Here is a 24,456-nt window from a genome sequence, read left to right on the forward strand (position 1 = left end):
TGACGGTTCAGGGCTCATTTGAGCAGTTTCCAGTTGCCGTTCTCGATTATCAGCATAACGCGCCCACGCTGGTCGAAGCCATAGTGGTCTTGCCCACTGTAGTTAAGTACCCCGTGCGACACCACGATGTCGCGCTCGGTCTCCAGCGCCTTGCGCAGCGCCTGGCGGAATTCCGGCGTGCCCGGCTTGCCGGATTTGAGCGCGACCGGAACGATCCGCTGCAGCACCAGTCCGGCGTCATAGGCATGCGCGCCGAACTGCGTGCGGCTTTCCGCGCCGTACTGCTTTTCGTAACGGCCGACATAGTCCAGCCCCGGCTGCCGTACCGGATTGCCGGCTTGCAGCTGCTCCGGCACGATCACCGGCCCGGCCGGCAGGATGGCGCCATTGACGGCGCGCCCGCCGATGCGGATCAGGTCTTTGGTGGCCGCGCCGTGGGTGTGGTAGACCGGGCCGTTGTAGCCGCGCTCGCGCAGCGTGGTGTGCGGCAGCGCCGCGCCGGTGCCGGCGCCGGCAATCATGATGGCGTCCGGTTTGGCCGCGATCAGCTTGATGGCCTGGGCCGTCACGCTGGTATCGGCCCGGCCGTAGCGCTCGGTGGCGACCAGGCGGATGCCGGCCGCGTTCGCGGCTGTCGTGAAGTCCTTGAGCCACGTCTCGCCATAGGCGTCGGCAAAGCCGATGAAGGCCATGGTCTTCACGCCATTGGCCTTTGCCGTGGCGGCCAGTGCTTCCGCCATCAGGCGCACCGGCTGGGCCAGCCGGAAGGTCCAGGCCCCGCGTCCGGGCTTCAGTTCGATCGGCGAGAACGCGAGTTGCACGGTCTGGCTCTCATCGGCCACTTCCGCAATGGCGATCGATGGCGCCACCGCCGACGAGCCGAGGATGATGTCGACCTTGTCCTCCGTGACGAAGCGCCGCGCCACCTTGGTGCCCTGCGTGGGGTCCGACGCATCGTCGAGCACCACGTAGCGGATGGCTTCGCCGCCGATGCGTTCCGGCAGGTAGGCCATGCTGTTCTTCTGCGGAATGCCCAGCGACGCCGATGGTCCGGTCGTCGACAGGCTCACGCCGACGGTCACGTCGGCCATCGCCACGCCGGCCGCGCCGGACAGTGCCGCGGCCGCAGCCAAGTGGATCAGCAGGGGAAGGATGCGCGGGCGCAGGGGCGTCATGGTGGGTGTCTCCTCTCGTTGTTATGGCTCGTGAATCTTGTATCGATCTTCAGCGCCGGGCCGCTTGCAGTGACTGCGGGTCGAAGCCCGCGAGCTGCTTGTAGCCCAGCGCGATCGCCTCCAGCTCGGCGCGCGGAATCACCTGGTCGATCTCGGCAAAGCCCTGCGGCGCACGTTCCTCTGCCAGCTGCATGACCTGCTCGGGGCCGTTCATGCGATTGCGCAGCACGATGCCGGCGGTGCGCGGCAGGCGCTCGGCCTCGTACTCGCGCAGCGCATAGGCCATGTCGCGCGTGCCGAGCAGGCTCTGCAGCAGGTACTGCGCATCGAGGATCGCCTGGGCGCTGCCGTTCGAGCCGATCGGATACATCGGGTGCGCGGCATCGCCGAGCAGCGTGACGCGGTCGAAAGTCCAGCGCGGCAGCGGGTCCTTGTCGACCATCGGGAATTCGTAGATGGCGGCGGCGCCGTCGATCAGCGCGGGAATGTCGATCCAGTCCCACTGCCAGCCCGCGAACGCGTCGCGGAACACCGATTTGTCGACCTGGCGGTTCCAGTCGCTGCGCGGCGGCGTGTCGGAGACATCGCCCGGAACGCGCAGCTCGGCGATCCAGTTGATCAGCGAGCGCCCCTGCCGGCGCAGCGGCTCGGAAATGGGATACGCGACGAACTTCTGGTCCTGGTGTCCCGCCATGAACATCGAGCGGCCATCGAGATAAGGCGGCGCTTCGGTGACGGCGCGCCACAGCATGCGGCGCGAAAAGCGCGGCGCGTCGCCCGTCGGATAGAACTGCCGGCGCACCGCCGAATGGATGCCGTCCGCGCCGACCAGGATGTCGGCGCTGGCTTGCACCTCGGCCTGGTCGTGCCGGCGCCGCAGGCTGAAGCGCACCGGCTCGCCGGCGCGCGCGCCGGTGCTCAGTACCGACTCGAACGCGTGGCCGGTATGCACGCGATCCGCGCCGAGACGTTCGACGGCGGTGCGGTGCAGCAGCATCTGGAACTCGCCGCGATGGATCGAGAACTGCGGCCAGTCATAGCCGGCGGCAAGGCCGCGCGGCTCATGCCAGATGCGCTGGCCAAACTTGTTGAAATGGGACAGCGACGAGGTCTCGACCGCCATCCCGGCCAGCGCGTCGCGCAGGCCCAGCGCGCACAGGATGCGCACCGCGTGCGGCAGCAGGTTGATGCCCACGCCCAGCGGGCGCAGGTTTTCGCTGGCTTCCCAGACTTCAGTCTCGATGCCTTGCTGGTGGCACAGCAGCGCCAGCGTCAGTCCGCCGATGCCCCCGCCGGCGATTGCGATCTTCATGTGGATTCCCCGTCATGGCGCGCCGGCGGGGCAAAGCAAAAGACGCCTTGCCCGACCGGTTCGAATTTAGTTACGGAGTATAACTATTCGATCCGGCCGGACAAGGCGTCTCGGGCTCGGGAAATACCCGCGTGCGCGGGCGGGACGTCAGCCCAGCGCGGCGCCGCTTTCGCGCTTGTCGGCCTTGAGCGACGGCACCGGGAAGACGATGTCGTAGAGCCAGTTGTAGATCAGCGCATAGACCATATAGAAGCCGGCCACGGCAATGTCCATGATCAGCGCGTCGACCAGGCTGATATCGAGGTACCAGGCCACCGACGGCAGGAACACCACCAGCAGGCCAAGCTCGAACAGCACGGCGTGCAGCACGCGCACGAAGACCGATTTGCGCAGCTGCCCGGTGAACCGCAGCATGGCCTTGTCGAAGAGCACGTTGTAGACGTAGTTCCAGCCCGCTGCGATCAGCGACGCGACCGCGCCGATCAGTCCCATCTGGTGCAACTCGTAGCCGAACACCACGCTGGCAAGCGGCGCGAACGCCAGCAGGCCGATGACTTCAAAGCCGACGGCGTGGCGGATCCGGTCACGGGTGTTGCGCATAAGGCTCTCCTGCATATGAAGCGATGGGGTTGGAGTCTATCTGCTTTGCCGGGAATGCCAAGTTAGGTAGTATCGTCAAAACCGATACATCGACCGCCGACCCTTGTCATGTCCCTTTCCCTTGAACAGCTTCAGGCCTTCGCCGCAGCCGCCGATACGGGTTCCTTTTCCGCCGCCGCGCGTCGGCTGGGCAAGGCTCAGTCGGTGATCAGCGCGGCGGTGGCGAATCTCGAGATCGATATTGGCAATGCGCTGTTCGACCGTTCCGGCCGCTATCCGGTGCTGACCCCGGCCGGCGAACGGCTGCTGGTCGAGGCGCGCGTGATCCTGGAGCGCTGCGAGCATTTCCGTGGCGTGGCCATGAGCCTGGGCGAGGGCGTGGAGACGCGGCTGGTCCTGGCGGTGGACGAGTTGTATCCCGAAGAAACGCTCGGCATGCTGCTTGAGGAATTTTCCGGTCGCTTTCCCGCAGTCGAGCTGGAGTTGCTGTTTCCCTTGATGGAGGACGTCAGCCGGCTGGTGATTGAAGGCGGCGCGGATCTGGGCATCATGTGGCGGCAGGAGATTTTGCCGCCGGCATTAGGTTTCCACGCGCTGGGCTGGGTGCCGATGAAGATTCTGTGCGCGCCCGATCATCCGCTGGCGGGCGGCCAGCGCGTCGACTGGGAAGAACTGAAGCGCTACCGCCAGCTCATGGTCGCGACGCGCACCGATAGTGAGGAGAAGATGCGGCTGCGCGTGGCATCGGACGTCTGGTGGGTCGAAAGCCAGTGGGTGATTGTCGAATTGGTCAAACGGGGGCTTGGATGGGCATTCGTGCCGTGGCACGTGGTGGCCAATTCACCGGCGGCGGCGCAGCTTGTGTCGCCGCCGTTGGCGTTCCAGGAACAGGACTGGCCGGTGGCGCTGGAACTGGTGTGGCAGAAGCAGCGCCCGCCTGGCAAGGCGGCGCGGTGGTTACGGGAGAGGATTTGCGGGCAGGCATTGCCGCGGCCGAGCCTGTCAGATTTTTAGTGTGACGAGGTCATGAGACGATTACGGAAACGTCCTATGACCGACACAACAGTGACCAAGAAGAGCAAGAGCCCGAAGGCACCCAAGCTGTTCCCTGATGAACTGATCGATCAACTGCTGGCGCAGGTCCAGAACAAAGATGCCGGGCCTGTCAGCGTTTTTGTGTTCAGGGCAGTTAAAGGCGCACCGTCGACTTAACCGGTGAGCCAGGATTATCTCAGTGATGCGGGTGGGTAAAGCGTTCCTCATAGAGAATCGCAAACTGGTTCATGGCAGCCTTCCAGTCATGCGTTGAGCTGCCCCACTTACCGGTGATGTTGCGCAGGGCCAGCCATAGCAGCTTCGTTGCCGCCTCGTCACTGGGGAAGTGCCCCCGGGTCTTGATGATCTTACGTAGTTGCGCGTTGATGCTCTCGATCGCGTTCGTCGTGTAGATGATCTTGCGGATCGCCGGTGGGAATGTAAAGAACGGGATCACCTGATCCCAGGCGCGACGCCAGGACGCGGCGATCGGGGGGTACTTCTTAGCCCATTCGCTCTGCTCGAACGCCGCCAGTTCGGCCAGCGCCGCCTCAACAGTGGGCGCGGTGTACACGGGCTTAAGCGCCGCAGCCACGGTCCGGCGCTCTTTCCAACCGGCGTAGCTCAAGCTGTTTCGGATCAGATGCACGATGCAGGTCTGTAGCGTCGTGGCCGGGAACACCGCGTTCAGGGCCTGTTCCATGCCCTTGAGCCCGTCGGTCACTGCAATCAGGATGTCCTGCGTGCCGCGGATCTTCAGGTCGTTGAACACCTTCATCCAGAACTTGGCGCCTTCGGTGCTCTCGATCCACAGGCCCAGGATGTCGCGCGTGCCGTCGGGCAGCACGCCCAAGGCCAGATAGACGGCCTTGTTGCGTACCACGCCGTCCTCACGCATCTTGACCCGCAGCGCGTCGAAGAACACCACCGGGTACATCGCCTCCAGCGGGCGGGCTTGCCAGGTGGTGACCTCGTCCATGACTGCATCAGTTACAGAACTGATGAATTCTGGCGACACCTCGGTGCCGTACTGTTCGGCCAGAAACGCCTGGATCTCGCGCACGGTCATGCCGCGGGCGTACATGGCGACGATCTTGTCGTCGAACCCGGTGAAGCGCCGCTCGTGCTTGGGAATCAGGATCGGATCGAAGCTGCCGTCGCGGTCGCGCGGAATATCCACTCGCAGCGGCCCGTCCTCGGTCAAAACCGTCTTAGCACTCTTGCCATTGCGTTGATTGGCTGTGCCGGCTGGGCGCTCAGCGCCAGCCGGGTAGCCCAGATGATGACCGAGTTCAGCGCCCAAGGCCCGCTCGATCAGGGCCTTCTTGAATGCCATTGAGGCGTCCTGCACGGCCTCGGCAGTCATCGGGCCCTTTACGAAATGGGCGATCAGATCCTCGGGAATGATCGGCAGCTCACGATCGGCGGCCTGACTCGTCTTGTTTCTACGTGGCATGACATGCTCCTTGGCGACATGTTATGCCCTAAACACAAAATTTCTGACAGGCCCCCGCGGCCAAAAAATCCGGGCTCCGAGCCGCGCGCAGCGCCCCCGTAGGCGTCCTACCGATGGCAGCTACATTTACCTTTGCCCAACTGTAGCGGCCGCCGCCCCACCGCCCAATTCCTCCTGATGCCACCCACCTCCCAACGCCTTGATCAGCACCACGCTAGCCGTGTACTGCCTGCCCATCAACGTCAGCGCCGTCCGTTCAGCCGTATAAGCCGTAGTCTGTGCGACCAGCACATCAAGCAAGCTTGCCGTCCCAGCCCGATAGCGATTATTGACCAGCGCCAGCGCATCGCGCGCCGCCCGCACCGCATCGTTCTGCACTACCGATTCCTGTTCGAGCAGCCGCTGCGCGGCGAGGTTGTCCTCGACTTCCTGGAACGCGCCCAACACGGTCTGCCGGTAATTGGCAACGGTCTGGTCATAGGCGGCCACGGCCTGCGCCTTGGCCGCGCTACGCAGGCCACCATCGAACAGCGTGCCGGCCAGCCCCGCGCCGAGTGACCAGACGCGATCGGGCAGTGACATCCAGCGCGCCAGCGTGCTGGCCGTCAGCCCACCGCTGGCCGACAGCGACAACGTCGGGTAATAAGCGGCCTGCGCCACGCCGATCTGTGCGTTGGCCGATGCCATGCGACGCTCTGCTGCGCCAATGTCGGGCCGCCGCTCAAGCAGTTGCGAAGGTACCGCCGCCGGCACGCGCGGCGGGGCGTTGGCGAGATCGGCCTGCCCGAGTGTCAGGTCCGCAGGCGGCTTGCCCACCAGCACGGCGATCGCATGCTCAAGCTGCGCACGCGTGATCTGGATATCGAGCTGCTGCGCCTGCGCGCTCTTGAGCTGCGTTTCCGACTGCAGCACGTCGGAGCGCTGCGCGGTGCCGGCCTTGTACTGGTTCTGCACGAGCTGCAGCGACTTCGCATAGTCGGCCACGGTGCGGTCCAGCAGCGCTTTCTGCGCATCCGCAATGCGCAGCAGGAAATAGCTCTGCGCCAGCGTCGCCTGCGTCGACAGCAGGGTCGAGGCCAGGTCCGCCTGGCTGGCCTGCGCGGTTGCTTCGCTGCTTTCCACCTGCCGCCGCACGCGGCCCCAGACGTCAAGTTCCCAGGTCGCGCCCAGCGTCGCACTCTGGCCATTGAGCGTGTTGCCGCTCGCGCCGCGCGCGCGAGAGACGCCCGCTTGCGCATCCACGGTCGGGAAGAAGCCCGCCCGCGCGGCCTGCAGCGAGGCCAGCGCCTGCCGGTACTGCGCTTCCGCAGCCTTGATGTTCTGGTTGGAAATCTGCACCTGCGACATTAGCGCGTCGAGCTGGCTGTCACCGAACACCTGCCACCACTGCGGCCGCGCGTGGGCGTCCTGCGGTTCGGCGGTCTTCCACTCGCCGGTCCAGGCTTCGGCGTCGGCAGGCGCTTCCTTGAACGCGGGCGAGACCGGCGCATCGGGCCGCTTGTAGTCGGGACCCACGGCGCATCCGGCGAGCAGCAGCGCGCACGCCAGCGGCACCGGCGCGCCAAGGGTGAGGAGGCGGGAGAGGGAGTTCATCATCGTCTTCATGATTCAGTGCCGGTAGCGGGCGCGGCATCGCGCGGGCCGCCGCGGCGGCGTTCACGCCAGGCCTTCACTTTCAGGCGCCAGCGGTCCAGCGTCAGGTAGACCACCGGCGTGGTGTACAGGGTCAGCAACTGGCTCACCACCAGCCCGCCCACGATCGAGATGCCCAGCGGCGCGCGCAGCTCGGCGCCGTCGCCGCGGCCGATGGCCAGCGGCACTGCGCCCAGCAGCGCCGCCATGGTGGTCATCAGGATCGGGCGGAAACGCAGCAGGCAGGCGCGGTGGATGGCGTCGCGCGGCGACAGGCCGTCGCGCCGCTCGGCATCGATGGCGAAGTCGATCATCATGATCGCGTTCTTCTTCACGATGCCGATCAGCAGGATCACGCCGATCAGCGCGATGATGCTGAACTCCGTCTTGAACGCCAGCAGCGCCAGCAGCGCGCCCACGCCCGCGGACGGCAGCGTCGACAAGATCGTCAGCGGGTGGACATAGCTTTCATACAGGATGCCCAGCACGATGTAGATCGTGATGATGGCCGCCAGGATCAGGATCGGCTGGCTCTTGAGCGAATCCTGGAACGCCTTGGCGCCGCCCTGGAAGTTGGCCTGCAGCGTCTCTGGCGCGCCGATCTGGGCCATGGCGCGCTTGACCGCATCGGTCGCCTGCGACAGCGAGAATCCTTCGGCCAGGTTGAACGAGATCGTCGACGCGGCGAACTGCCCCTGGTGGTTCACGCCCAGCGGCGTGCTGGTAGGCATGACCGTGGCGAACGCCGACAGCGGCACGCGGCGGCCGTTGCCGGTGACCACGTAGATGTCGTTCAGCGCGTGCGGCCCCTGCAGGTATTCCTGGCTCAGTTCCATGACCACGCGGTACTGGTTGAGCGGGTTGTAGATGGTCGACACCAGCCGCTGGCCAAACGCGTCGTTGAGCACCGCATCGACCTGCTGCGCCGTGACGCCCAGGCGCGATGCGGCATCGCGGTCGATGATCACCGAGGTCTGCAGGCCCTTGTCATTGGTATCGGTGTCGACGTCCTCGATACCCTTGATGTTCGAGATGGCCGCGCGCATCTTCGGTTCCCAGTCGCGCAGCACCTGCAGGTCGTCCGACTGCAGCGTGAACTGGTACTGCGAGCTGCTCTGCCGGCCGCCGACGCGGATGTCCTGCACGGGCGTGAGGAACAGGCTCGCGCCGGGCTCCTTCGCCAGCTTGACGCGCAGCCGGGCGACGATCGCGTCCGCGCTCTCCTTGCGCTGCGACAGCGGCTTGAGCGTGACGAACATCTGCCCGGTGTTGCGCTGCGAACCGCCGGTGAAGCCGGTGACGTTTTCCACGGCCGGGTCGGACTGGACGATGCGGATGAAGTTGTCCAGCTTCGGCTGCATGGCCTGGAACGAGGTGGCCTGGTCGGCGCGGATGAAGCCGATCAGGCGGCCCGTGTCCTGCTGCGGGAAGAAGCCCTTGGGCACGATCACGTACAGCCACACATTGAGCGCCACCGTGGCCAGCAGCACCAGCCACACCACCGCGCTGTAGCGCAGCGCCACGGCCAGCGTGCGTGCATAACTGTCATGCAGCCAGCGGAACACGCGTTCGCTGGCGCGGAAAAAGCGGCCTTGCTCTTCCTCGGGCACCGCCGGGCGCAGCAGTCGCGCGCACATCATCGGCGTGGTGGTCAGCGACACCACCAGCGACACCAGGATGGCCACCGACAGCGTGATGGCGAACTCCTGGAACAGGCGCCCGACGATGCCGCCCATCATCAGCAGCGGAATGAACACCGCGATCAGCGACAGGCTCATCGACAGCACCGTGAAGCCGACCTCGCGCGCGCCGCGCAGCGCGGCGGCGAGCGGCTTCATGCCTTCCTCGATATGGCGCGAGATGTTCTCGAGCACCACGATGGCGTCGTCCACCACGAAGCCGGTGGCAATGGTCAGCGCCATCAATGACAGGTTGTTCAGCGAGAACCCGGCCAGGTACATCACCGAGAACGTGCCGATCAGCGATACCGGCACGGCTACGCTGGGGATGAACGTTGCGCGCACATTGCGCAGGAACAGGAACACCACCATGATCACCAGCGCCACCGAGATCATCAGCGTGTGCTCGACCTCGCGCAGCGACGCGCGGATGGTCGGGGTGCGGTCCATCATCACGTCCATCGAGATGGCTGCGGGGATCATCTTCTGCAGCTTGGGCAGCATGTCGCGCACGCGGTCGACGGTCTCGATGATGTTCGCGCCCGGCGAGCGGTTGAGCACCAGCAGCACCGACGGCTTGCCGTTGGCGGAGCCCGCGTTGCGGATGTCCTGCACGGAATCGACCACGCTGGCCACGTCCTGCAGGCGCACGGGCACGGCGAAGGCGTTGGGGCCCTTGGTGGCGTTGTTGCCGCCGGTGGCGCCGCTGGTCACGGTGGTGGTGCCGCTGCTGGTGGTGATCGTGGTCACGGTCACGCCATTGACCACCTTCGTGCTCACGCCGCCCATGGCCGCGGCGTTGGCGGTGCTGGCGATCAGCGCGCCGGCCGACGCCGACGAGAACGTGCCCGGCGTGGCATAGCGGATGACGAGCGGCATGTAGTCGCTCGCCTTCATCGCCTGGTCGTTGGCGTAGACCTGCCAGTTGTTCGAGCGGTTCTCCAGCGTGCCCAGCGGCCGGTTGGCATTGGTGGCGCTGATGGTATTGCGCACGTCCTCGAGCGAGATGCCGTACTTGTTCAGCGCTGTCGGGTTCAATTCCACGCGCACCGCCGGCAACGACGAACCGCCGATCGTCACTTGCCCCACGCCTTCCACCTGCGACAGTTTCTGCGAAAGGATCGTCGACGCCGCGTCATAGAGCTGGCCGCGCGTCATGGTCGGCGACGTCAGCGCGATGATCATGATCGGCGCGTCGGCGGGGTTCACCTTGCGGTAGGTCGGGTTGTTCGGCAGGCTGGTCGGCAGCGTGGCGCGCGACGCATTGATGGCCGCCTGCACGTCGCGCGCGGCGCCGTCGATATCGCGCGACAGGTTGAACTGCAGCGTCACGCGGGTCGAGCCAAGCGAGCTGCTGGAGGTGATTTCCGTCACGCCGGCGATGGTGCCCAACGCGCGCTCCAGCGGCGTGGCCACCGTGGCGGCCATGGTCTCCGGGCTTGCTCCGGGCAGCGAGGCCGAGACCGAGATGGTCGGGAAATCCACCTGCGGCAGCGGCGACACCGGCAGCAGCCGCAGCGCCGCCAGCCCTGCCAGCAGGATGCCGATGGTGAGCAGCGCCGTGGCGACCGGCCGGTGGATGAACGTGGCGGACAGGTTCATCGCGGCCCCGCTGCCGACGGATCGCCTTCATCCGTGCCGCCTTCTTCCGGATCGCCGAAGCGGCGCTTGCGCCAGTCCTTGAGGCGATAGGCGACGCGGTCGAAGGCCAGGTAGATAACGGGCGTGGTGAACAGCGTCAGCACCTGGCTCACCAGCAGGCCGCCGACCATGGTCACGCCCAGGGGGCGGCGCAGTTCCGAGCCGATGCCGGTGCCGAGCATCATCGGCAGCGCGGCCAGCAGCGCGGCCATGGTGGTCATCAGGATCGGGCGGAAGCGCAGCAGGCAGGCCTGGAAGATGGCGTCGCGCGGCGCCATGCCGCCCTCGCGCTCGGCCTCGAGCGCGAAGTCGATCATCATGATGGCGTTCTTCTTGACGATGCCGATCAGCAGGATGATGCCGATGATCGCGATGATGCCCAGGTCCTGCCCGGCGAGCAGCAGCGCCAGCAGTGCGCCCACGCCCGCCGACGGCAGCGTCGACAGGATGGTCACCGGGTGGATGGTGCTTTCATACAGCACGCCCAGCACGATATACATCGTCACCACCGCGGCCAGGATCAGCCACAGCGTGTTCGACAGCGAGGCGCGGAACGCCAGCGCGGCGCCCTGGAACTCGGTCTGCATCGAGATCGGCAGGCCAAGCTCCTGCTCGACCTTGGTGATCTTGTCGACCGCCGCACCCAGCGATTCGCCCGGCGCCAGGTTGAACGAGATCGTTGCGGCCGGGAACTGCCCCTGGTGGTTGATCACCAGCGGGCCCGTGCGTTCACTGATGCGCGCGAACGCGCCCAGCGGCACCTGTCCGCCGGACGAGGAGGGCAGGCGCAGTTCCGCGAGCGACTGCGGGTCCTTGCGGAATTCGGGCATGGTTTCGAGCACCACGCGGTACTGGCTAGACTGCGTGAAGATGGTCGACACCAGCCGCTGGCCGAAGGCGCTGTACAGCGCGCTGTCGATCACCGCCGTGGTGATGCCGAAGCGCGCGGCCGCATCGCGGTCGATGTCGACATAGGCGCGCAGGCCGTTGTTCTGCTGGTCGCTGACCACATCGCGCAGTTCGGGCTCCTGGCGCAGGCGCTCGACCAGGCGCGGCACCCAGGTTGACAGGTTCTTCGGATCGGGATCTTCCACCGTGAACTGGTATTGCGTGCGCGACACGCGGTCTTCGATCGTCAGGTCCTGCACCGGCTGCGTATAGAGCGAAATGCCGCCAAGTTTCTCCACCGCGTGCTGCAGTCGCTGCGAGACCACGTCGATCGATTCGCGCTCGCCCTTGGGCTTGAGGTTGATCAGCATGCGCCCGGCGTTGAGCGTGGTGTTGGAGCCATCGACGCCGATGAAGGAAGACACGCTGGCCACGGCCGGGTCTTCGGCCACCACCTTGGCCGCGGCCTGCTGCTTGAGTCCCATGGCCTGGAACGACGTGGTTTGCGCGGCTTCGGTGATGCCCTGGATCAGGCCGGTGTCCTGCACCGGGAAAAAGCCCTTGGGCACCAGCAGGTACAGCAGCACGGTCAGCACCAGCGTGGCGATGGCCACCACCAGCGTGGCCCTCTGGCGGTCCAGCACCCACTCGAGCGCGACGCCGTAGCGGCGGATCACGTTGTCGAAGAAGCGCCCGGTGGCCTTGTGGAAGCGCGATTGCTGTGCCTCCGGCACGTGGCGCAGCAGACGCGCGCACATCATCGGCGTGAGCGTCAGCGAGACTACGGCGGAGATCAGGATCGATACCGCCAGCGTAATGGCGAACTCGCGGAACAGGCGGCCGACCACATCGCCCATGAACAGCAGCGGGATCAGCACGGCCACCAGCGAAAACGTCAGCGAGATGATGGTGAAGCCGATTTGCTTCGAGCCCTTGAGCGCGGCTGCCATCGGGGAATCGCCTTCCTCGATGTAGCGCATGATGTTCTCGATCATGACGATGGCGTCATCGACCACGAAACCGGTGGCGATGGTCAGCGCCATCAGCGTCAGGTTGTTGATCGAGAAGCCGGCCATGTACATCACGCCGAACGTGCCAACCAGCGACAGCGGCACCGCCACGCCGGGGATGATCGTGGCCGAGACATTGCGCAGGAACACGAAGATGACCATCACCACCAGCGCGATGGCCAGGAACAGTTCGAACTGGACATCGTGCACCGACGCGCGGATGGTGGTGGTGCGGTCCGTCATGAGCTGCACGTGCACCGACGCCGGCAGCGCGGTACGCAGCTGCGGGAGCAGCGTCTTGATGCGGTCCACCACCTCGATCACATTGGCGCCGGGCTGGCGCTGGATGTTGAGGATGATGGCGGGGTTGCCGCCGGCCCACGCTGCCAGGCGGCTGTTCTCGGGCCCGTCGACGATGTCCGCCACGTCGGTGATGCGGATCGGCGCGCCGTTCTGGTAGGCGATGATGATCTGCTTGTACTCGTCGGCCGAGCGCAGCTGGTCGTTGGCGTCGATGGTCGACGCGCGCGCCGGGCCGTCGAAGCTGCCCTTGGCGCCGTTCACGTTGGCCGCCCCGATGGCGGTGCGCAGGTCGTCGATCGACATGCCCAGCGACGCCAGCGCGGTCGGGTTGGCCTGGATGCGCACCGCGGGGCGCTGGCCGCCGCTGATGGTGACCAGGCCCACACCCTGGATCTGCGAAATCTTGGCCGCCACGCGCGTGTCGACCATGTCCTGCAGCTTGGGCAGCGGCAGCGTGTCGGAGGTCATGGCAATGGTCATGATCGGCGCGTCGGCCGGGTTGACCTTGCTGTAGACCGGTGGCATCGGCAGGTCGGACGGCAGCAGGTTGCTGCCGGCATTGATGGCCGCCTGCACCTCTTGCTCGGCCACGTCGAGCGGCAGCGTCAGCTCGAACTGCAGCGTGATCACCGACGCGCCGCCCGACGAGGACGACGACATCTGCTTGAGCCCGGGCATCTGCCCGAACTGGCGTTCGAGCGGCGCGGTGATCGACGAGGTCATCACATCGGGGCTCGCGCCCGGATAAAGCGTGGTGACCTGGATGGTGGGGTAGTCCACCTCGGGCAGCGCGGACAGCGGCAGCAGCCGGTAGGCCACCAGCCCGGAGAGCAGGATGGCCAGCATCAGCAGCGCCGTGGCTACCGGGCGCTCGATGAACAGGCGTGACGGGTTCATGCGGGTTCCTTACGGCTGGCGGCGCGCGGCGGGGGCCTCGGCCGCCGCGCCGCTGGCACCGGCACCTTCACGCTGGCGGCGGTGTTCGCCTTGCGGTGCGCTCGCGCCGCCTTCGGCATGCGCCCCGCTCGCACCGCCCCAACCGCTGCCGTCGCGGCGGCGTCCGCGTCCGCGCGGCTGGCTGGCCGGCACCAACTGGGCCGCGCGTGCGGCCGGGTCCACGGCTTCCACGGTCATGCCTTCCTTGAGCCGGTCGGCGCCATCGACTACCACGCGCTGGCCGGGCTCCACGCCCTTGAGCACGGCGGTGCGGGTGCCGTCGCCGGGCCCCAGCGTGACCACTTGCACCTTGACCTTGCTGCTGTCGTCGACCACGTAGACGAAGGTGCCTTGCTGGCCGCGCTGCACGGCCGCCACCGGAATGACCGTGGCGTCCTTCAGGGTGTCGACGCGCGTGCGCACATTGACGAACTGGTTCGGGAACAGCATGCCGTCGGCGTTCGGGAAGATCGCCTTGAGCTTGACCGTGCCGGTGGTGGTGTCGATCTGGTTGTCGGTGGTCAGCAGCGCGCCGTCGCCGAGCTGGTTGCGCATCTGGCGGTCCCACGCCTGCACCGGCATTTTCTCGCCCGTGTTGAGCTTTTTCAGCACCGCGGGCAGGTTGTCTTCGGGGATGGTGTAGAGCACGGCAATCGGCTGGATCTGCGTAATCAGCGCGATGCCGTTGGTGTCGGACGTATTGACGATATTGCCCGGGTCCACCTGGCGCAGGCCGATGCGGCCCGACACCGGCGCGACGATCTTCGTGTAGCCCAGCTGCAACCGCGCATTGTCCACATTGCCCTGGTCGGTCTTGACCACGCCTTCATACTGGCGCACCAGCGCATCCTGCGTATCGACCTGCTGGCTGGAGATCGAGTCCTGCTGCAGCAGGGTCTTGTAGCGCTTCTGGTCGAGACGCGCGTTCTGCAGCAGCGCCTGGTCGCGCGCCAGCTGGCCGACGGCCTGGTCCACTGCGGCCTGGAACGGGCGCGGATCGATCTCGGCCAGCACGTCGCCGGCCTTGACCATCTGGCCTTCCTTGAACAGCACCTTGAGCAGCGGGCCCGACACCTGTGCGCGCACGGTGACGTTGGACACCGGCGTGACGTTGCCTAGCCCGTTCAGGACCACGTCCATGTCGCGCTGCGCCACCGTGGATACCACCACCGGGGAGCGCGGCGCACCGGGGCCGCCGGGACCACCGCGGCCCGCGGCACCCGGGCCGCTCGCGCCGCCACCGGGGCCGCGCGCGCCCGGTGCCCCCTGCGCATCCGAGCTGGCGCCCCGGTGGCTGTACCAGTACCAGCCGCCGCCAGCGAGCAGCACGACAAGCGCCGCGGCAATCAGCCTGCGGCGGGACGAGCGTGGGTCCTGGGGGGGGGGGGACGGCGGGTTAGGTTGTTGGCCTTGTTCGGGGTGGGACATTTCCGGAATCCTGGGAGCGGCGCGATATGCGCCGGCGTTCTTCGCGCGGTCTCGGGCGCGGCGATGCTGGCAGTATGCCGCATCAGGTGCGGCACTAGCCCCATCTGGCGTGGGGTTCTGCCCAAGTGGGGCAGCGGCCTGCGGGTAGGCCGGGCAGCGCAAAGGCATGCCATGCCGCAAGGATAATGTGAGACGCCGGATGCACGTGTTTCAGCGCGGCTCCGGTTTATTACAGAGGATTACCAGCGCCTCCCGTGTAATCTCCGGAAACAAAGCCGCAAGCCCGATCCGGCAGGAGAGCGGCCAGCCTGACTATCATGTGCCTATGCGAACGAACCAGCCCACCCAGATCCTTGTCGTCGACGACGACCCTGAACTGCGCGACCTGCTGCGCGAGTACCTGACCCAGCAAGGTTTTGCCGTCTCGGTGCTGCATGACGGCGACGGCCTGCAGGCGCGCCTGGAGCGCGAACGCCCGGCGCTGATCGTGCTCGACCTGATGATGCCGAAGGTCGATGGCCTGACTGCACTGCGCAACCTGCGGGCCAAGAACGACGATATCCCGGTGATCCTGCTGACCGCGCGCAGCGACGAGATCGACCGCATCGTCGGCCTGGAGATCGGCGCCGACGACTACCTTGGCAAGCCGTTCTCGCCGCGCGAACTGCTGGCGCGCATCAATGCCGTGCTGCGCCGCAAGCTGGCGCGTCCGGCGGCCGCGCCGGAAGACCGCGAGTCGATCGCCTTCGGGCCGTTCCGCGTGAATTTCCGCCAGCGCTCGCTGCAGCGCGCGGGCCAGGTGCTGTCGATCAGCGATACCGAGTTCGCGCTGCTCAAGCTGCTGCTGATGCATCCGCTCGAAGTGCTTTCGCGCGAGCGCATCGTCGAGCTGATGTACGGCACTGCCAGCGGCATCAGCGATCGCGGCATCGATGTGCAGATCTGGCGCCTGCGCCGGCTGCTCGACGAAGATGCGCAGCGGCCGCGCTACATCCAGACCGTGCGCGGGCGCGGCTACACGTTCGTGCCCGACGAAGCCGAAGACATTCCGCAGTGACGCCCATGCCGCTTCGGCTGTCGGTCTGACGGCATGGCGGCAACGACGAGCCCCGACATGAAGTTGCGTATCGATACCCTGTTCGGCCGCATCGCGCTGCTGATCGCTGCCGTGCTGGTCATCAGCCATTTCTCCTGGCTTGCCATCTTGCGCATGGATCGGCGCCAGCAGCAGGTGGACTATTCGGTCGAGCAGATGCTGTTCCAGTTCGCCAGCATCCAGCGCGCGCTCGATGCGCGCCCGCCCGTGCCGCTGCCGAGCCTGGTGGAAGTGGCCAGCGAGGCCAGCGCCGAAGAACACACCATCGTGCCCAAGGGCCGCTCGCGGCGGCTGGTGGAGCAGTTCATCACCCGCCTGCCGCAAGGCACCGAGATCCGGGTCGAGGATGAAGCCACGCCGCGGCTGTGGATCAAGCTGCCGACGCGCGGGGACTGGATCGCCATGCCGATCCTGTGGGTTCACAACCCTCCGCCCGACAACCGGCTCGTGCCGGGCGTGATGCTTGTCGTGGGCGTGGCCATCATCTTTGCGCTGCTGATCGCGTGGCAGATCCAGCGGCCGGTGCGCGACATGGCGGCGGCTGCGGAGCAGTTGTCCCGGCAGCAGCCGGTAGCGCCGCTGCGCGAGCGCGGGCCGCATGAGCTACGCCAGTTGATCGAGCGATTCAACCGCATGGTGGCGGACCTGACGCGCATCGACCAGGAGCGCAACACCATGCTGGCCGGCATTGCGCATGATTTGAAGACACCGCTGGCGCGGCTGCGGCTGCGCGCGGAGATGTTGTCCGACCCGAAGGCCGCGGCGGGCGTGACGCGCGATGTCGATTCGATGGCGGCTATCGTGGAACAGTTTCTGAGCTTTGCACAGACGAGTGAGCCGACTGCGCGGCCGGTGCCGGTGGACCGTCGCGTGAATGAACTGGCCGCCTCGCTGGCGGAGCAGGAGCGGCAGGTGGTGCTGTCGCTGGGTGCGGGTGATGGATTTCGAATGATCGCCACGCAGTTGGATCGGATAATCGGCAATCTGGTCGATAACGCCTATGTATATGGCAAGCCGCCGGTATGCATCGCGACAACGCGCACGCCGGACGGGTATCTGCTGGTGGTGGAAGACCAGGGGGCGGGGATTCCTGAAGCGGACAAGGAACGCGTCACGCTGCCATTCGTGCGGCTGGATCCGGCGCGTGGCGGGAATGCCCATTCGGGGCTGGGGCTGGCTATCGTGGATCGGCTTGTGCGGCAGGCGGGGGGGAAGCTTAACCTTGTGAATCCGGAGGATGGGGGGTTTAGGGTTGAGATGTTGTTTGGGGGCGCGGTGGCGTAGGGGAGGGGGGCTCCAAGCCACGACCGCTTCGCTAGCTCACCGCGGTAAACCGATTTCCCGTGACGCAGTGCTCGACTAACAGATCACGAATGCGTTGCGGACAGACGAGTGCAGCATAGTTGCCGCGAGGTTCGATTGCCTGCCTGCGTCACGTTGGCACTGGCGTCCACGCCCGCGCCAATCGTGCCGCTGTTGACGATCTGCCTCGCCTCCGCAAGCACATCGCCGCCGGCCGACAGCAAGCCGCTGTTGGTCAGCGTGCCCGACGTGGTGGCTACCATGCCGCCGCGCGCCGTGACGGTGCCTGCATTGTCGATGCCGGTAACGGTCGCGGCCCCTTGAGACTGGAGCCGCGCGCCTGGCACGATGCGCACGTCGCACCCTAGACCCAACCCGCGATCTGCGTCTGGCTGTTTTGCCCAGAGTTGTTCAGCACGACGCCGGAAGGTCCGACGTTGAATTGGATGAAGTGATTGACGCTGGTGCCGCCATTGCGATTCGGTGCGCCAATGTTGACGATGGGCACGCCATTCGCAGCCACGCCAACCACTGGACGCGCGCCCGGCGCGTTCTTGTCTACCTGGATCGGCAAGGTCTGGGCATGCGCGGATGGCTCCACGATCAGGGACAAGCCCATCATCGATGCCGCGATGGTCGTCAGCCACAGCACGGGTGATAGAACATCGTGCGTTGCCGTTGACGGTCGGCACTGCCTTGGCGACCTTTGCCGCGTCCAACCGCAGTCTCCTGTACTGCCACCAGCATGCCGCGCACGACGCTGAAGACCAGGCGAAAGGCGTTCTTGTTCATGTCTCGATGCCAGGGAACTAGTCGGGCGCGTGAACAAGCAAGTGCCTGCGCCACGCATCAGGTCGAGAATGGCGAAACCGGCTTCGAAATGGATGGGGAATACTCGAATTTGCACTGCAGGAATTTCTGCAGTGCCTGGCGGAAGACGCGAAGCAAGAACTCAGTTCGTGTCCGTTGCTTCGAGCGGAATATGACGGAAGAAGAAGCAGGGCAGAAACAGGCGGCTCAGGATTTCCTCGATTGACAACCCGCCGATCTCCTCTCAGCCTCGCTCCTGCAACGAATAGCTCACGGCACGCTGACACTGGCCCCAATGAATCCCCTTAACTGGACCTATCGAGTCCAGCGCCGCCTCGCCTATAAGACCAGAGGGCCGGTGCAAATCAGCACGCTTCGATCCCGCCTCAAGTCAGTGATATCCCCGCCGCCGCATTGCCGGGCGGACGGACCCTCTAGGTCGTGCCAGGTCTGGCATGGACGGCGCCTTGCGCCGGCACGCCGGATACGAAGGGAGAACCGATGTTGACGAGCTTCAAACAGATCGTGCGTGCCAGCGCGCGCCTCGGCACCGCCGCCTTGCTGATGTCCGCCGCTGTCCACGCGCACAGCCAGGAAGTCACGCGCGGCGGCAGTCTCAATGTGCTTTCGATCACCGCGATCAACTCGCTGAACCCGGCCATCCAGTCGGGTGTGGCAACGGGTGTGCCCGCATCGCAGTTGTTCGCCAGCCTGCTGCAGGCCGACGCAAAATGGCAGTTCCACCCGTATCTCGCCGACAGCTGGAGCGTGTCGCCCGACGGCCTGACCTACACCTTCAAGCTCAACAAGGACGCAAAATTCCACGACGGCAAGCCGATCACCTCTGCCGACGTCGCGTTCTCGGCCGAGACCGTCAAGGCCAATCATCCGTTCGGCCCCGCGATGCTGGCAGCGCTGGACAAAGTCGAGACACCGGACGCTCACACTGCAGTGTTCCGGCTCAAGCAGCCCAATCCGGCGCTGCTGCTGGCCTGCTCGACTCCGGCACTGATGCCGATCCTGCCCAAGCATGTCTACAGCGACGGCCCGATCCGCCAGAACCCGAAGAACAACGCGCCGGTCGGCTCGGGTCCGTTCCGCTTTGTCGAGTACAAGCCCGGCGAATACCTCACGCTGGCGCGCTTTGACGGCTACTTCCGCAAGGGCAAGCCGTATCTGGACAAGATCACCTACAGCATCGTGCCCGATCGCGCGGCGGCGGCGCTGGCCATGCAGCGCGGCGACATTCACTTCGTTGCCTTCGCCCCATTCCGCATCGCCGATGTGGACCGCCTCGCGGCCGATCCGAAGCTCACCGTCACCCGCAGCGGCTACGAGGGCGTGGGCTCGCTGAACTGGCTGGCCTTCAACACGCGCCAGGGTCCGCTTGCCAACGTGAAGGTGCGCCAGGCCATCTCCTACGCCATCGACCGCGATTTCATCTCGCAGAAGCTGCAGCGCGGCCGCTCGCAGCCGGCCTGGGGACCGGTTCATCCGGCCAGCCCGTTCTACAGCAAGACGCTGGACCCCTACAAGGTGGACCTGGCACGCGCCAACAAGCTGCTGGATGAGGCGGGCTATCCAAAGAAGGCGGACGGCACGCGCTTCGCGCTGCGCCTGGACTTCCTGCCGGGCGCTCCGGACACCTCGCAACTGGTGGCCGAGTACCTGCGCCCGCAACTGGCCAAGGTCGGCATCCAGGCGCAACTGCGCCCCTCGCCGGATTTCCCGACCTGGTCGCAGCGCATCGCCAGCTGGGACTTCGACATGACCACCGACTCGGTCTTCAACTGGGGCGATCCGGTGATCGGCGTTGCGCGCACCTACCAGTCGGGCAATATCAAGAAGGGCGTGATCTGGTCCAACACGCAGGGCTATGCCAACGCCGAGGTTGACAAGATCCTTGCCGAGGCTGCCTCCGAGACCGACGCCACCAAACGCGCCGTACTGTACGACCGCTTCCAGAAGATCCTCAACAGCGAGGTACCGGTCGCGTGGCTCAACACCGCGCCGGTGAGTTCGGTCGCCAACAAGAAACTGCGCGGGCTGCCGGACAGCATCTGGGGTGCATTCGCGCCGTTCGACGAAGTGTACTGGGCCAAATAGGCCCGGCCGTACCGAAGGGATAAGGGACCTGCCGTGCCATGGGCGCGGCGGGCCGCTCACGTCGCTCACGTCGCTCACGTTGATCGTCAACCAAGGGGCCGCTCCGCATGCATACCCTGATCTACCTCTCGCGCCGTCTCGGCGCCGGCGCCCTGATGGTGCTGGCCGTGGTGGTGCTCAATTTCCTGTTGCTGTCGGCCGCGCCCGGCGATGTGGCGGACGTGATCGCGGCGCAGTCCGGCGGCGCGACCGCCGAGCAGCTCGCGGCCCTGCGCACGCAGATGGGCCTGGATGCCGGGCTCGGCCAGCGTCTGGTGGCCTATGTCGGCAACGTGCTGTCCGGACACCTGGGCGACTCGCTGTTCTTCCACCAGCCGGTGACCACGCTGATCTTCGATCGCGTGCCGAATACCCTGATGCTGGTGCTGCCCGCGCTGCTGCTCGCCGTGGTGATCGGCACCTTGCTCGGCGCGCTGTCGGCGCATCGTCCGCGCGGCGCCGTCAGCGGGCTGGTGACGTTCCTGTCGCTGGCAGGCTTTGCCGCGCCGGTGTTCTGGAGCGGCATGATGCTGCTGATCGCCTTCGCCTACTGGCTGCCGGTGTTTCCGGCGTCGGGCATGTACACCATGGGCCAGCGCGCCGAGGGCTGGGCATTGGCCGCGGACGTGCTGCACCACCTGGTGCTGCCGGTCGTTTCGCTGGCGATGATCTACCTGGCGCAATACAGCCGGCAGGCACGCGCCACGATGCTCGACGTGCTCGGCGCGGACTATATCCGCACCGCGCGCGCCAAGGGCATGAGCGAGCGCGTGGTGGTCTACCGCCATGCGCTCAAGAACACGCTGCTGCCGATCGTCACGCTGGCCGGGCTGCAGTTCTCGCATGCGCTGGCCGGCGCGGTGCTGGTCGAGACCGTGTTCAACTGGCCCGGCCTGGGCCGCCTGGCCTCGGACGCCGTGCTCAACCGCGACTATCCGCTGATGCTCGGCATCCTGCTGATGTCCAGCGCGATGGTGGTGGTGGCCAACATCCTGACCGACTACCTGTACAGCCTGCTCGACCCCCGCATTCGCACCGGAGACTGATATGAACACCGGATGGAAACTGTTCCTGCATAACCGTGGCGCGGTGCTCGGCGCGCTGGTGCTGCTGGCCATTGCGCTGGCCGGCCTGATCGGGCCCTCGCTGTACGCCGTCAATCCGCAGGACGTGGTGGCCGCGCCGCTGTCGCCGCCATCGGCCGATGCGCCGCTGGGCGCCGACTACCTCGGCCGCGACGTGCTCGCCGGCCTGATCCACGGCGCCGGCGTGACGCTGGCCATCGGCCTGGCTGCCACTGCAACCACGCTGGTAATTGGCGTGCTGGTGGGCGCGCTTGCCGGCTATCACCGCGGCTGGGTCGACACCGTGCTGATGCGCGTGACCGAGTTCTTCCAGGTGCTGCCGCCCATCGTGCTGGCCATGGTGCTGGTCGCGGTGTTCGGCGCGAAGATCGGCACGGTGATCGTGGTGATCGGGCTGGTCAGCTGGCCGCCGCTGGCGCGTCTGACGCGTGCCGAATTCCTCAAGCTGCGCGAGCGCGAGTTCGTCCGTGCCGAGCGCGCCATCGGCACCAGCAACGCCAACATCATCTTCCGCGTGATCCTGCCGAATGCCTCGCCGCCGCTGATCGTGGCGCTGGCGCTCAACGTCGGCGTGGCCATCCTGTTCGAGTCCGGTCTGGCGTTCATCGGGCTGTCCGATCCCGATATCACCAGCTGGGGCTACATGATCGGCAACTCGCGCGACCAGATCTTCGAAGCGTGGTGGTCGGTGATGTTCCCCGGCATGGCCATCTTCTTCACGGTGCTGGCCATCTGTCTCGTGGGCGATGGCCTCAACGATGCCCTCAACCCGAAACTGCGCCAGCGCTGAAGGAGCCCGCATGGAAAGAGACCGCAAGCCGTTGCTGGAAGTGGAGGGGCTGTGCGTGGAGTTCCGCACCGCCAAGGGACCCGTGCGCGTCCTGGACGATGTGGGATTCCACCTGGATGCCGGCGAGGTGCTGGGCATCGTCGGCGAATCGGGCTGTGGCAAAAGCATGACCAGCCTGTCGCTGCTGCAACTGGTGCCAGCGCCCGGCCGCATCACCGCAGGCACCATCCGCCTTGGCGGCCAGGACCTGCTCGCGCTGCCGCCCGCACGCATGCGCGACGTGCGCGGCCGGGACATCGGCATGATCTTCCAGGAGCCGATGACCGCGCTCAATCCGGTCTTCACCGTCGGCCAGCAGATCGTCGAGACCATCGTGCGCCATCGTGGCATGGGCACGCGCGCCGCGCGCGCCGAAGCGGTGGCGCTGCTGGACGCCGTGAAGATTCCCGAGCCGGCCCGGCGCGTCGACCAGTATGCGCACGAGCTGTCGGGCGGCATGCGCCAGCGCGCGATGATCGCCATGGCGCTGGCGGGCCAGCCCAAGGTGCTGATCGCCGACGAGCCCACCACCGCGCTGGACGTGACCGTGCAGGCGCAGATCTTCGACCTGCTGCGCGACGTGCGGCGCCAGCTCGGCACCGCCATCATCCTGATCACCCACAACATGGGCGCGATTGCCGAACTGGCCGACCGCGTGATGGTGATGTACGCGGGCCGCAAGATCGAAGAAGGGCGCGTCGATACCGTGCTGGCGCGGCCCTCGCATCCGTACACGCGCGGGCTGCTCGACTGCGTGCTGCATGTGGATGCCGCCAGTGCGATGCGCGATGCCAGGCCCGCGCCGCTGCCGGAGATTCCGGGCGTGGTGCCGGCGCTGGACCAGCTCGGTGCCGGCTGCGCCTTTGCGCCGCGCTGCACGCGCGCGGCCAGCCGCTGCGGCGATCGGCCACCGATGTTCGACAACGGCGGCCACCTGGCTGCCTGCTGGCTGCGCGAAGCTGCCGGCGCTGTACCGGCCACCGTGGCCGCGGAGGGTTGAACCATGCCATTGCCTTCGAACCAGGATGTCCTGCTCGACGTGCGCGATTTGCGCGTGCACTACAACCTGCGCCGGCCGCATCCGTTCGCCAGGGTGCCCAAGGTCCATGCCGTCGACGGCATCAGCTTCCAGGTGCGGCGCGGCAGCGCGTTTGGCATCGTGGGGGAATCCGGCTGCGGCAAGTCCACCACCGCGCTGGCATTGATGCAGCTGATCCAGAGCACGGGTGGCCACGCCACGCTCGACGGCATCGACCTGCTGCGCGAGCGCGGATCGGCACAGATGGAAATGCGCCGGCGGGTCCAGATGATTTTCCAGGATCCTTACTCATCGCTCGATCCGCGCCAGCGCATCGAGGCCATCATCGCCAAGCCGATGCGCCAGCTGACGAACATGGATGCGCGTGAAATCGATGCGCGCGTCGACGAACTCATGGGTCTGGTCGGCCTGCGCCCAGACCAGAAGCAACTGTTCCCGCACCAGTTCTCGGGCGGGCAGCGGCAGCGCATCGGCATTGCGCGCGCGCTGGCGGTCAATCCGTCGCTGGTGGTGTGCGACGAGCCGGTATCGGCGCTCGACGTGGCGATCCAGGCGCAGGTGATCAACCTGCTCGCGCGCATCCAGCGCGAGCGCGACCTGACCTATGTGTTCATCTCGCATGACCTGGCAGTGGTGCAGCACCTGTGCGACGAGGTGGCAGTGATGTACCTGGGCCGCATCGTCGAACGCGGCAGCCGCGCGCGGCTGTTCGGCGCGCCGCTGCATCCGTACACGCATGCGCTGATGTCCGCGGAGCCGGTGAAGGACCCGGCGCAACGGGCCAGCCGTGCGCGCATCCGGCTTGAGGGCGATCCGCCCAGCCCGCTGAATCCGCCTGCGGGCTGCCACTTCCATACACGCTGCCCCGTCGCGGAGGCCCGTTGCCGGACGGAGGCGCCGGTGCTGCGCCAGTTTGGCGCGGACCATGCCGTGGCCTGCCACCGCGTCGAGCTGGTCCAGGGCATGCCGCGTTCGCCAATGGCCGGCTGCGCGCCGGCAAGCAAGCCGGCGCTGGCCGCGGCGTGAGTCGCAACGACATCAACCACGTTCAACAC

The 24,456-nt window shown here is 66.5% G+C and carries 20 protein-coding genes; 9 read left to right on the top strand and 11 right to left on the bottom strand.

Features of this window, described 5'->3' with window-relative positions:
- Nucleotides 1-14: 14 nt before the first annotated feature.
- The 3 genes from ACIGJB_RS03055 to ACIGJB_RS03065 form a co-directional block, all read right to left on the bottom strand.
- Nucleotides 15-1,175 (bottom strand): ABC transporter substrate-binding protein, encoded by a 1,161-nt coding sequence (locus ACIGJB_RS03055; protein WP_483731337.1) that lies wholly within the window; start codon nucleotides 1,173-1,175, stop codon nucleotides 15-17.
- 49 nt (nucleotides 1,176-1,224) lie between these two features.
- Nucleotides 1,225-2,487: a flavin-dependent oxidoreductase gene (locus tag ACIGJB_RS03060; RefSeq protein WP_483731338.1), complete on the bottom strand. Its 1,263-nt coding sequence runs from the start codon at nucleotides 2,485-2,487 to the stop codon at nucleotides 1,225-1,227.
- A gap of 147 nt (nucleotides 2,488-2,634) precedes the next feature.
- Nucleotides 2,635-3,087: a PACE efflux transporter gene (locus ACIGJB_RS03065; RefSeq protein ID WP_483731339.1), complete on the bottom strand. Its 453-nt coding sequence runs from the start codon at nucleotides 3,085-3,087 to the stop codon at nucleotides 2,635-2,637.
- A gap of 108 nt (nucleotides 3,088-3,195) precedes the next feature.
- Here ACIGJB_RS03065 and ACIGJB_RS03070 point away from each other — a divergent pair, with 108 nt between their 5' ends.
- Nucleotides 3,196-4,101, top strand: a complete 906-nt coding sequence (locus ACIGJB_RS03070) for a LysR family transcriptional regulator (RefSeq protein WP_483731340.1) — start codon at nucleotides 3,196-3,198, stop codon at nucleotides 4,099-4,101.
- Nucleotides 4,102-4,137: 36 nt separating this feature from the next.
- Nucleotides 4,138-4,299 (top strand): hypothetical protein, encoded by a 162-nt coding sequence (locus ACIGJB_RS03075; RefSeq protein WP_483732376.1) that lies wholly within the window; start codon nucleotides 4,138-4,140, stop codon nucleotides 4,297-4,299.
- A 19-nt stretch (nucleotides 4,300-4,318) separates the two neighbouring features.
- On the opposite strand, the gene ACIGJB_RS03080 is transcribed toward ACIGJB_RS03075, so the two are convergent.
- From ACIGJB_RS03080 to ACIGJB_RS03100, 5 genes are all read right to left on the bottom strand, one after another.
- A complete protein-coding gene (locus ACIGJB_RS03080) occupies nucleotides 4,319-5,578 on the bottom strand; it encodes an IS256 family transposase (protein ID WP_483730391.1) in 1,260 nt (419 codons plus the stop codon).
- A 126-nt stretch (nucleotides 5,579-5,704) separates the two neighbouring features.
- Nucleotides 5,705-7,171 (bottom strand): efflux transporter outer membrane subunit, encoded by a 1,467-nt coding sequence (locus ACIGJB_RS03085; protein ID WP_483732245.1) that lies wholly within the window; start codon nucleotides 7,169-7,171, stop codon nucleotides 5,705-5,707.
- Nucleotides 7,172-7,179: 8 nt separating this feature from the next.
- Nucleotides 7,180-10,491, bottom strand: a complete 3,312-nt coding sequence (locus tag ACIGJB_RS03090) for an efflux RND transporter permease subunit (protein ID WP_483731341.1) — start codon at nucleotides 10,489-10,491, stop codon at nucleotides 7,180-7,182.
- On the bottom strand, nucleotides 10,488-13,628 hold the full coding sequence (locus ACIGJB_RS03095; RefSeq protein WP_483731342.1) for an MdtB/MuxB family multidrug efflux RND transporter permease subunit: 3,141 nt from the start codon (nucleotides 13,626-13,628) through the stop codon (nucleotides 10,488-10,490). The genes ACIGJB_RS03090 and ACIGJB_RS03095 overlap by 4 nt, the downstream gene beginning before the upstream one ends.
- 9 nt (nucleotides 13,629-13,637) lie before the next feature.
- A complete protein-coding gene (locus tag ACIGJB_RS03100; RefSeq protein WP_483731343.1) occupies nucleotides 13,638-15,095 on the bottom strand; it encodes an MdtA/MuxA family multidrug efflux RND transporter periplasmic adaptor subunit in 1,458 nt (485 codons plus the stop codon).
- 325 nt (nucleotides 15,096-15,420) lie between these two features.
- Between ACIGJB_RS03100 and ACIGJB_RS03105 the strand changes: the two genes are divergently transcribed.
- Nucleotides 15,421-16,152 carry a response regulator gene (locus ACIGJB_RS03105; protein WP_483710538.1) on the top strand — a complete coding sequence of 244 codons (732 nt, stop codon included), beginning with the start codon at nucleotides 15,421-15,423 and terminating at the stop codon, nucleotides 16,150-16,152.
- Nucleotides 16,153-16,209: 57 nt separating this feature from the next.
- On the top strand, nucleotides 16,210-17,475 hold the full coding sequence (locus tag ACIGJB_RS03110; RefSeq protein ID WP_483731344.1) for an ATP-binding protein: 1,266 nt from the start codon (nucleotides 16,210-16,212) through the stop codon (nucleotides 17,473-17,475).
- Nucleotides 17,476-17,558: 83 nt separating this feature from the next.
- On the opposite strand, the gene ACIGJB_RS03115 is transcribed toward ACIGJB_RS03110, so the two are convergent.
- From ACIGJB_RS03115 to ACIGJB_RS03125, 3 genes are read right to left on the bottom strand one after another with little or no spacing between them, the layout of a single operon-like run.
- A complete protein-coding gene (locus ACIGJB_RS03115; RefSeq protein WP_483731345.1) occupies nucleotides 17,559-17,849 on the bottom strand; it encodes a hypothetical protein in 291 nt (96 codons plus the stop codon).
- A gap of 8 nt (nucleotides 17,850-17,857) precedes the next feature.
- On the bottom strand, nucleotides 17,858-18,106 hold the full coding sequence (locus ACIGJB_RS03120; RefSeq protein ID WP_483731346.1) for a two-partner secretion domain-containing protein: 249 nt from the start codon (nucleotides 18,104-18,106) through the stop codon (nucleotides 17,858-17,860).
- Between the two features lie 26 nt (nucleotides 18,107-18,132).
- Nucleotides 18,133-18,285 carry an ESPR-type extended signal peptide-containing protein gene (locus ACIGJB_RS03125; protein WP_483731347.1) on the bottom strand — a complete coding sequence of 51 codons (153 nt, stop codon included), beginning with the start codon at nucleotides 18,283-18,285 and terminating at the stop codon, nucleotides 18,133-18,135.
- Nucleotides 18,286-18,804: 519 nt separating this feature from the next.
- On the opposite strand from ACIGJB_RS03125, the gene ACIGJB_RS03130 reads away from it, so the two are divergent.
- From ACIGJB_RS03130 to ACIGJB_RS03150, 5 genes are all read left to right on the top strand, one after another.
- Nucleotides 18,805-20,409 (top strand): ABC transporter substrate-binding protein, encoded by a 1,605-nt coding sequence (locus ACIGJB_RS03130; protein ID WP_483731348.1) that lies wholly within the window; start codon nucleotides 18,805-18,807, stop codon nucleotides 20,407-20,409.
- 107 nt (nucleotides 20,410-20,516) lie between these two features.
- A complete protein-coding gene (locus tag ACIGJB_RS03135; protein WP_483731349.1) occupies nucleotides 20,517-21,494 on the top strand; it encodes an ABC transporter permease in 978 nt (325 codons plus the stop codon).
- Between the two features lies 1 nt (nucleotide 21,495).
- Nucleotides 21,496-22,323, top strand: coding sequence for an ABC transporter permease (locus tag ACIGJB_RS03140; RefSeq protein WP_483731350.1), 828 nt, complete (start codon nucleotides 21,496-21,498; stop codon nucleotides 22,321-22,323).
- Nucleotides 22,324-22,333: 10 nt separating this feature from the next.
- Nucleotides 22,334-23,362: an ABC transporter ATP-binding protein gene (locus ACIGJB_RS03145; protein WP_483731351.1), complete on the top strand. Its 1,029-nt coding sequence runs from the start codon at nucleotides 22,334-22,336 to the stop codon at nucleotides 23,360-23,362.
- Between the two features lie 3 nt (nucleotides 23,363-23,365).
- Nucleotides 23,366-24,427, top strand: coding sequence for an ABC transporter ATP-binding protein (locus ACIGJB_RS03150; RefSeq protein ID WP_483731352.1), 1,062 nt, complete (start codon nucleotides 23,366-23,368; stop codon nucleotides 24,425-24,427).
- Nucleotides 24,428-24,456 lie beyond the last annotated feature (29 nt).

The sequence above is a fragment of the Cupriavidus sp. C2SS-8b genome (assembly GCF_057073745.1).

Excerpts from the sequence above, each read along its gene's own strand:
- ACIGJB_RS03085 (WP_483732245.1), bottom strand. The coding sequence starts at position 7,171 with ATGAACTCCCTCTCCCGCCTCCTCACCCTTGGCGCGCCGGTGCCGCTG.
- ACIGJB_RS03065 (WP_483731339.1), bottom strand. The coding sequence starts at position 3,087 with ATGCGCAACACCCGTGACCGGATCCGCCACGCCGTCGGCTTTGAAGTC.
- ACIGJB_RS03090 (WP_483731341.1), bottom strand. The coding sequence starts at position 10,491 with ATGAACCTGTCCGCCACGTTCATCCACCGGCCGGTCGCCACGGCGCTG.
- ACIGJB_RS03105 (WP_483710538.1), top strand. The coding sequence starts at position 15,421 with ATGCGAACGAACCAGCCCACCCAGATCCTTGTCGTCGACGACGACCCT.
- ACIGJB_RS03055 (WP_483731337.1), bottom strand. The coding sequence starts at position 1,175 with ATGACGCCCCTGCGCCCGCGCATCCTTCCCCTGCTGATCCACTTGGCT.
- ACIGJB_RS03150 (WP_483731352.1), top strand. The coding sequence starts at position 23,366 with ATGCCATTGCCTTCGAACCAGGATGTCCTGCTCGACGTGCGCGATTTG.
- ACIGJB_RS03075 (WP_483732376.1), top strand. The coding sequence starts at position 4,138 with ATGACCGACACAACAGTGACCAAGAAGAGCAAGAGCCCGAAGGCACCC.
- ACIGJB_RS03130 (WP_483731348.1), top strand. The coding sequence starts at position 18,805 with ATGTTGACGAGCTTCAAACAGATCGTGCGTGCCAGCGCGCGCCTCGGC.
- ACIGJB_RS03095 (WP_483731342.1), bottom strand. The coding sequence starts at position 13,628 with ATGAACCCGTCACGCCTGTTCATCGAGCGCCCGGTAGCCACGGCGCTG.
- ACIGJB_RS03135 (WP_483731349.1), top strand. The coding sequence starts at position 20,517 with ATGCATACCCTGATCTACCTCTCGCGCCGTCTCGGCGCCGGCGCCCTG.
- ACIGJB_RS03125 (WP_483731347.1), bottom strand. The coding sequence starts at position 18,285 with ATGAACAAGAACGCCTTTCGCCTGGTCTTCAGCGTCGTGCGCGGCATG.
- ACIGJB_RS03140 (WP_483731350.1), top strand. The coding sequence starts at position 21,496 with ATGAACACCGGATGGAAACTGTTCCTGCATAACCGTGGCGCGGTGCTC.
- ACIGJB_RS03110 (WP_483731344.1), top strand. The coding sequence starts at position 16,210 with ATGAAGTTGCGTATCGATACCCTGTTCGGCCGCATCGCGCTGCTGATC.
- ACIGJB_RS03060 (WP_483731338.1), bottom strand. The coding sequence starts at position 2,487 with ATGAAGATCGCAATCGCCGGCGGGGGCATCGGCGGACTGACGCTGGCG.
- ACIGJB_RS03145 (WP_483731351.1), top strand. The coding sequence starts at position 22,334 with ATGGAAAGAGACCGCAAGCCGTTGCTGGAAGTGGAGGGGCTGTGCGTG.
- ACIGJB_RS03100 (WP_483731343.1), bottom strand. The coding sequence starts at position 15,095 with ATGTCCCACCCCGAACAAGGCCAACAACCTAACCCGCCGTCCCCCCCC.
- ACIGJB_RS03070 (WP_483731340.1), top strand. The coding sequence starts at position 3,196 with ATGTCCCTTTCCCTTGAACAGCTTCAGGCCTTCGCCGCAGCCGCCGAT.
- ACIGJB_RS03080 (WP_483730391.1), bottom strand. The coding sequence starts at position 5,578 with ATGCCACGTAGAAACAAGACGAGTCAGGCCGCCGATCGTGAGCTGCCG.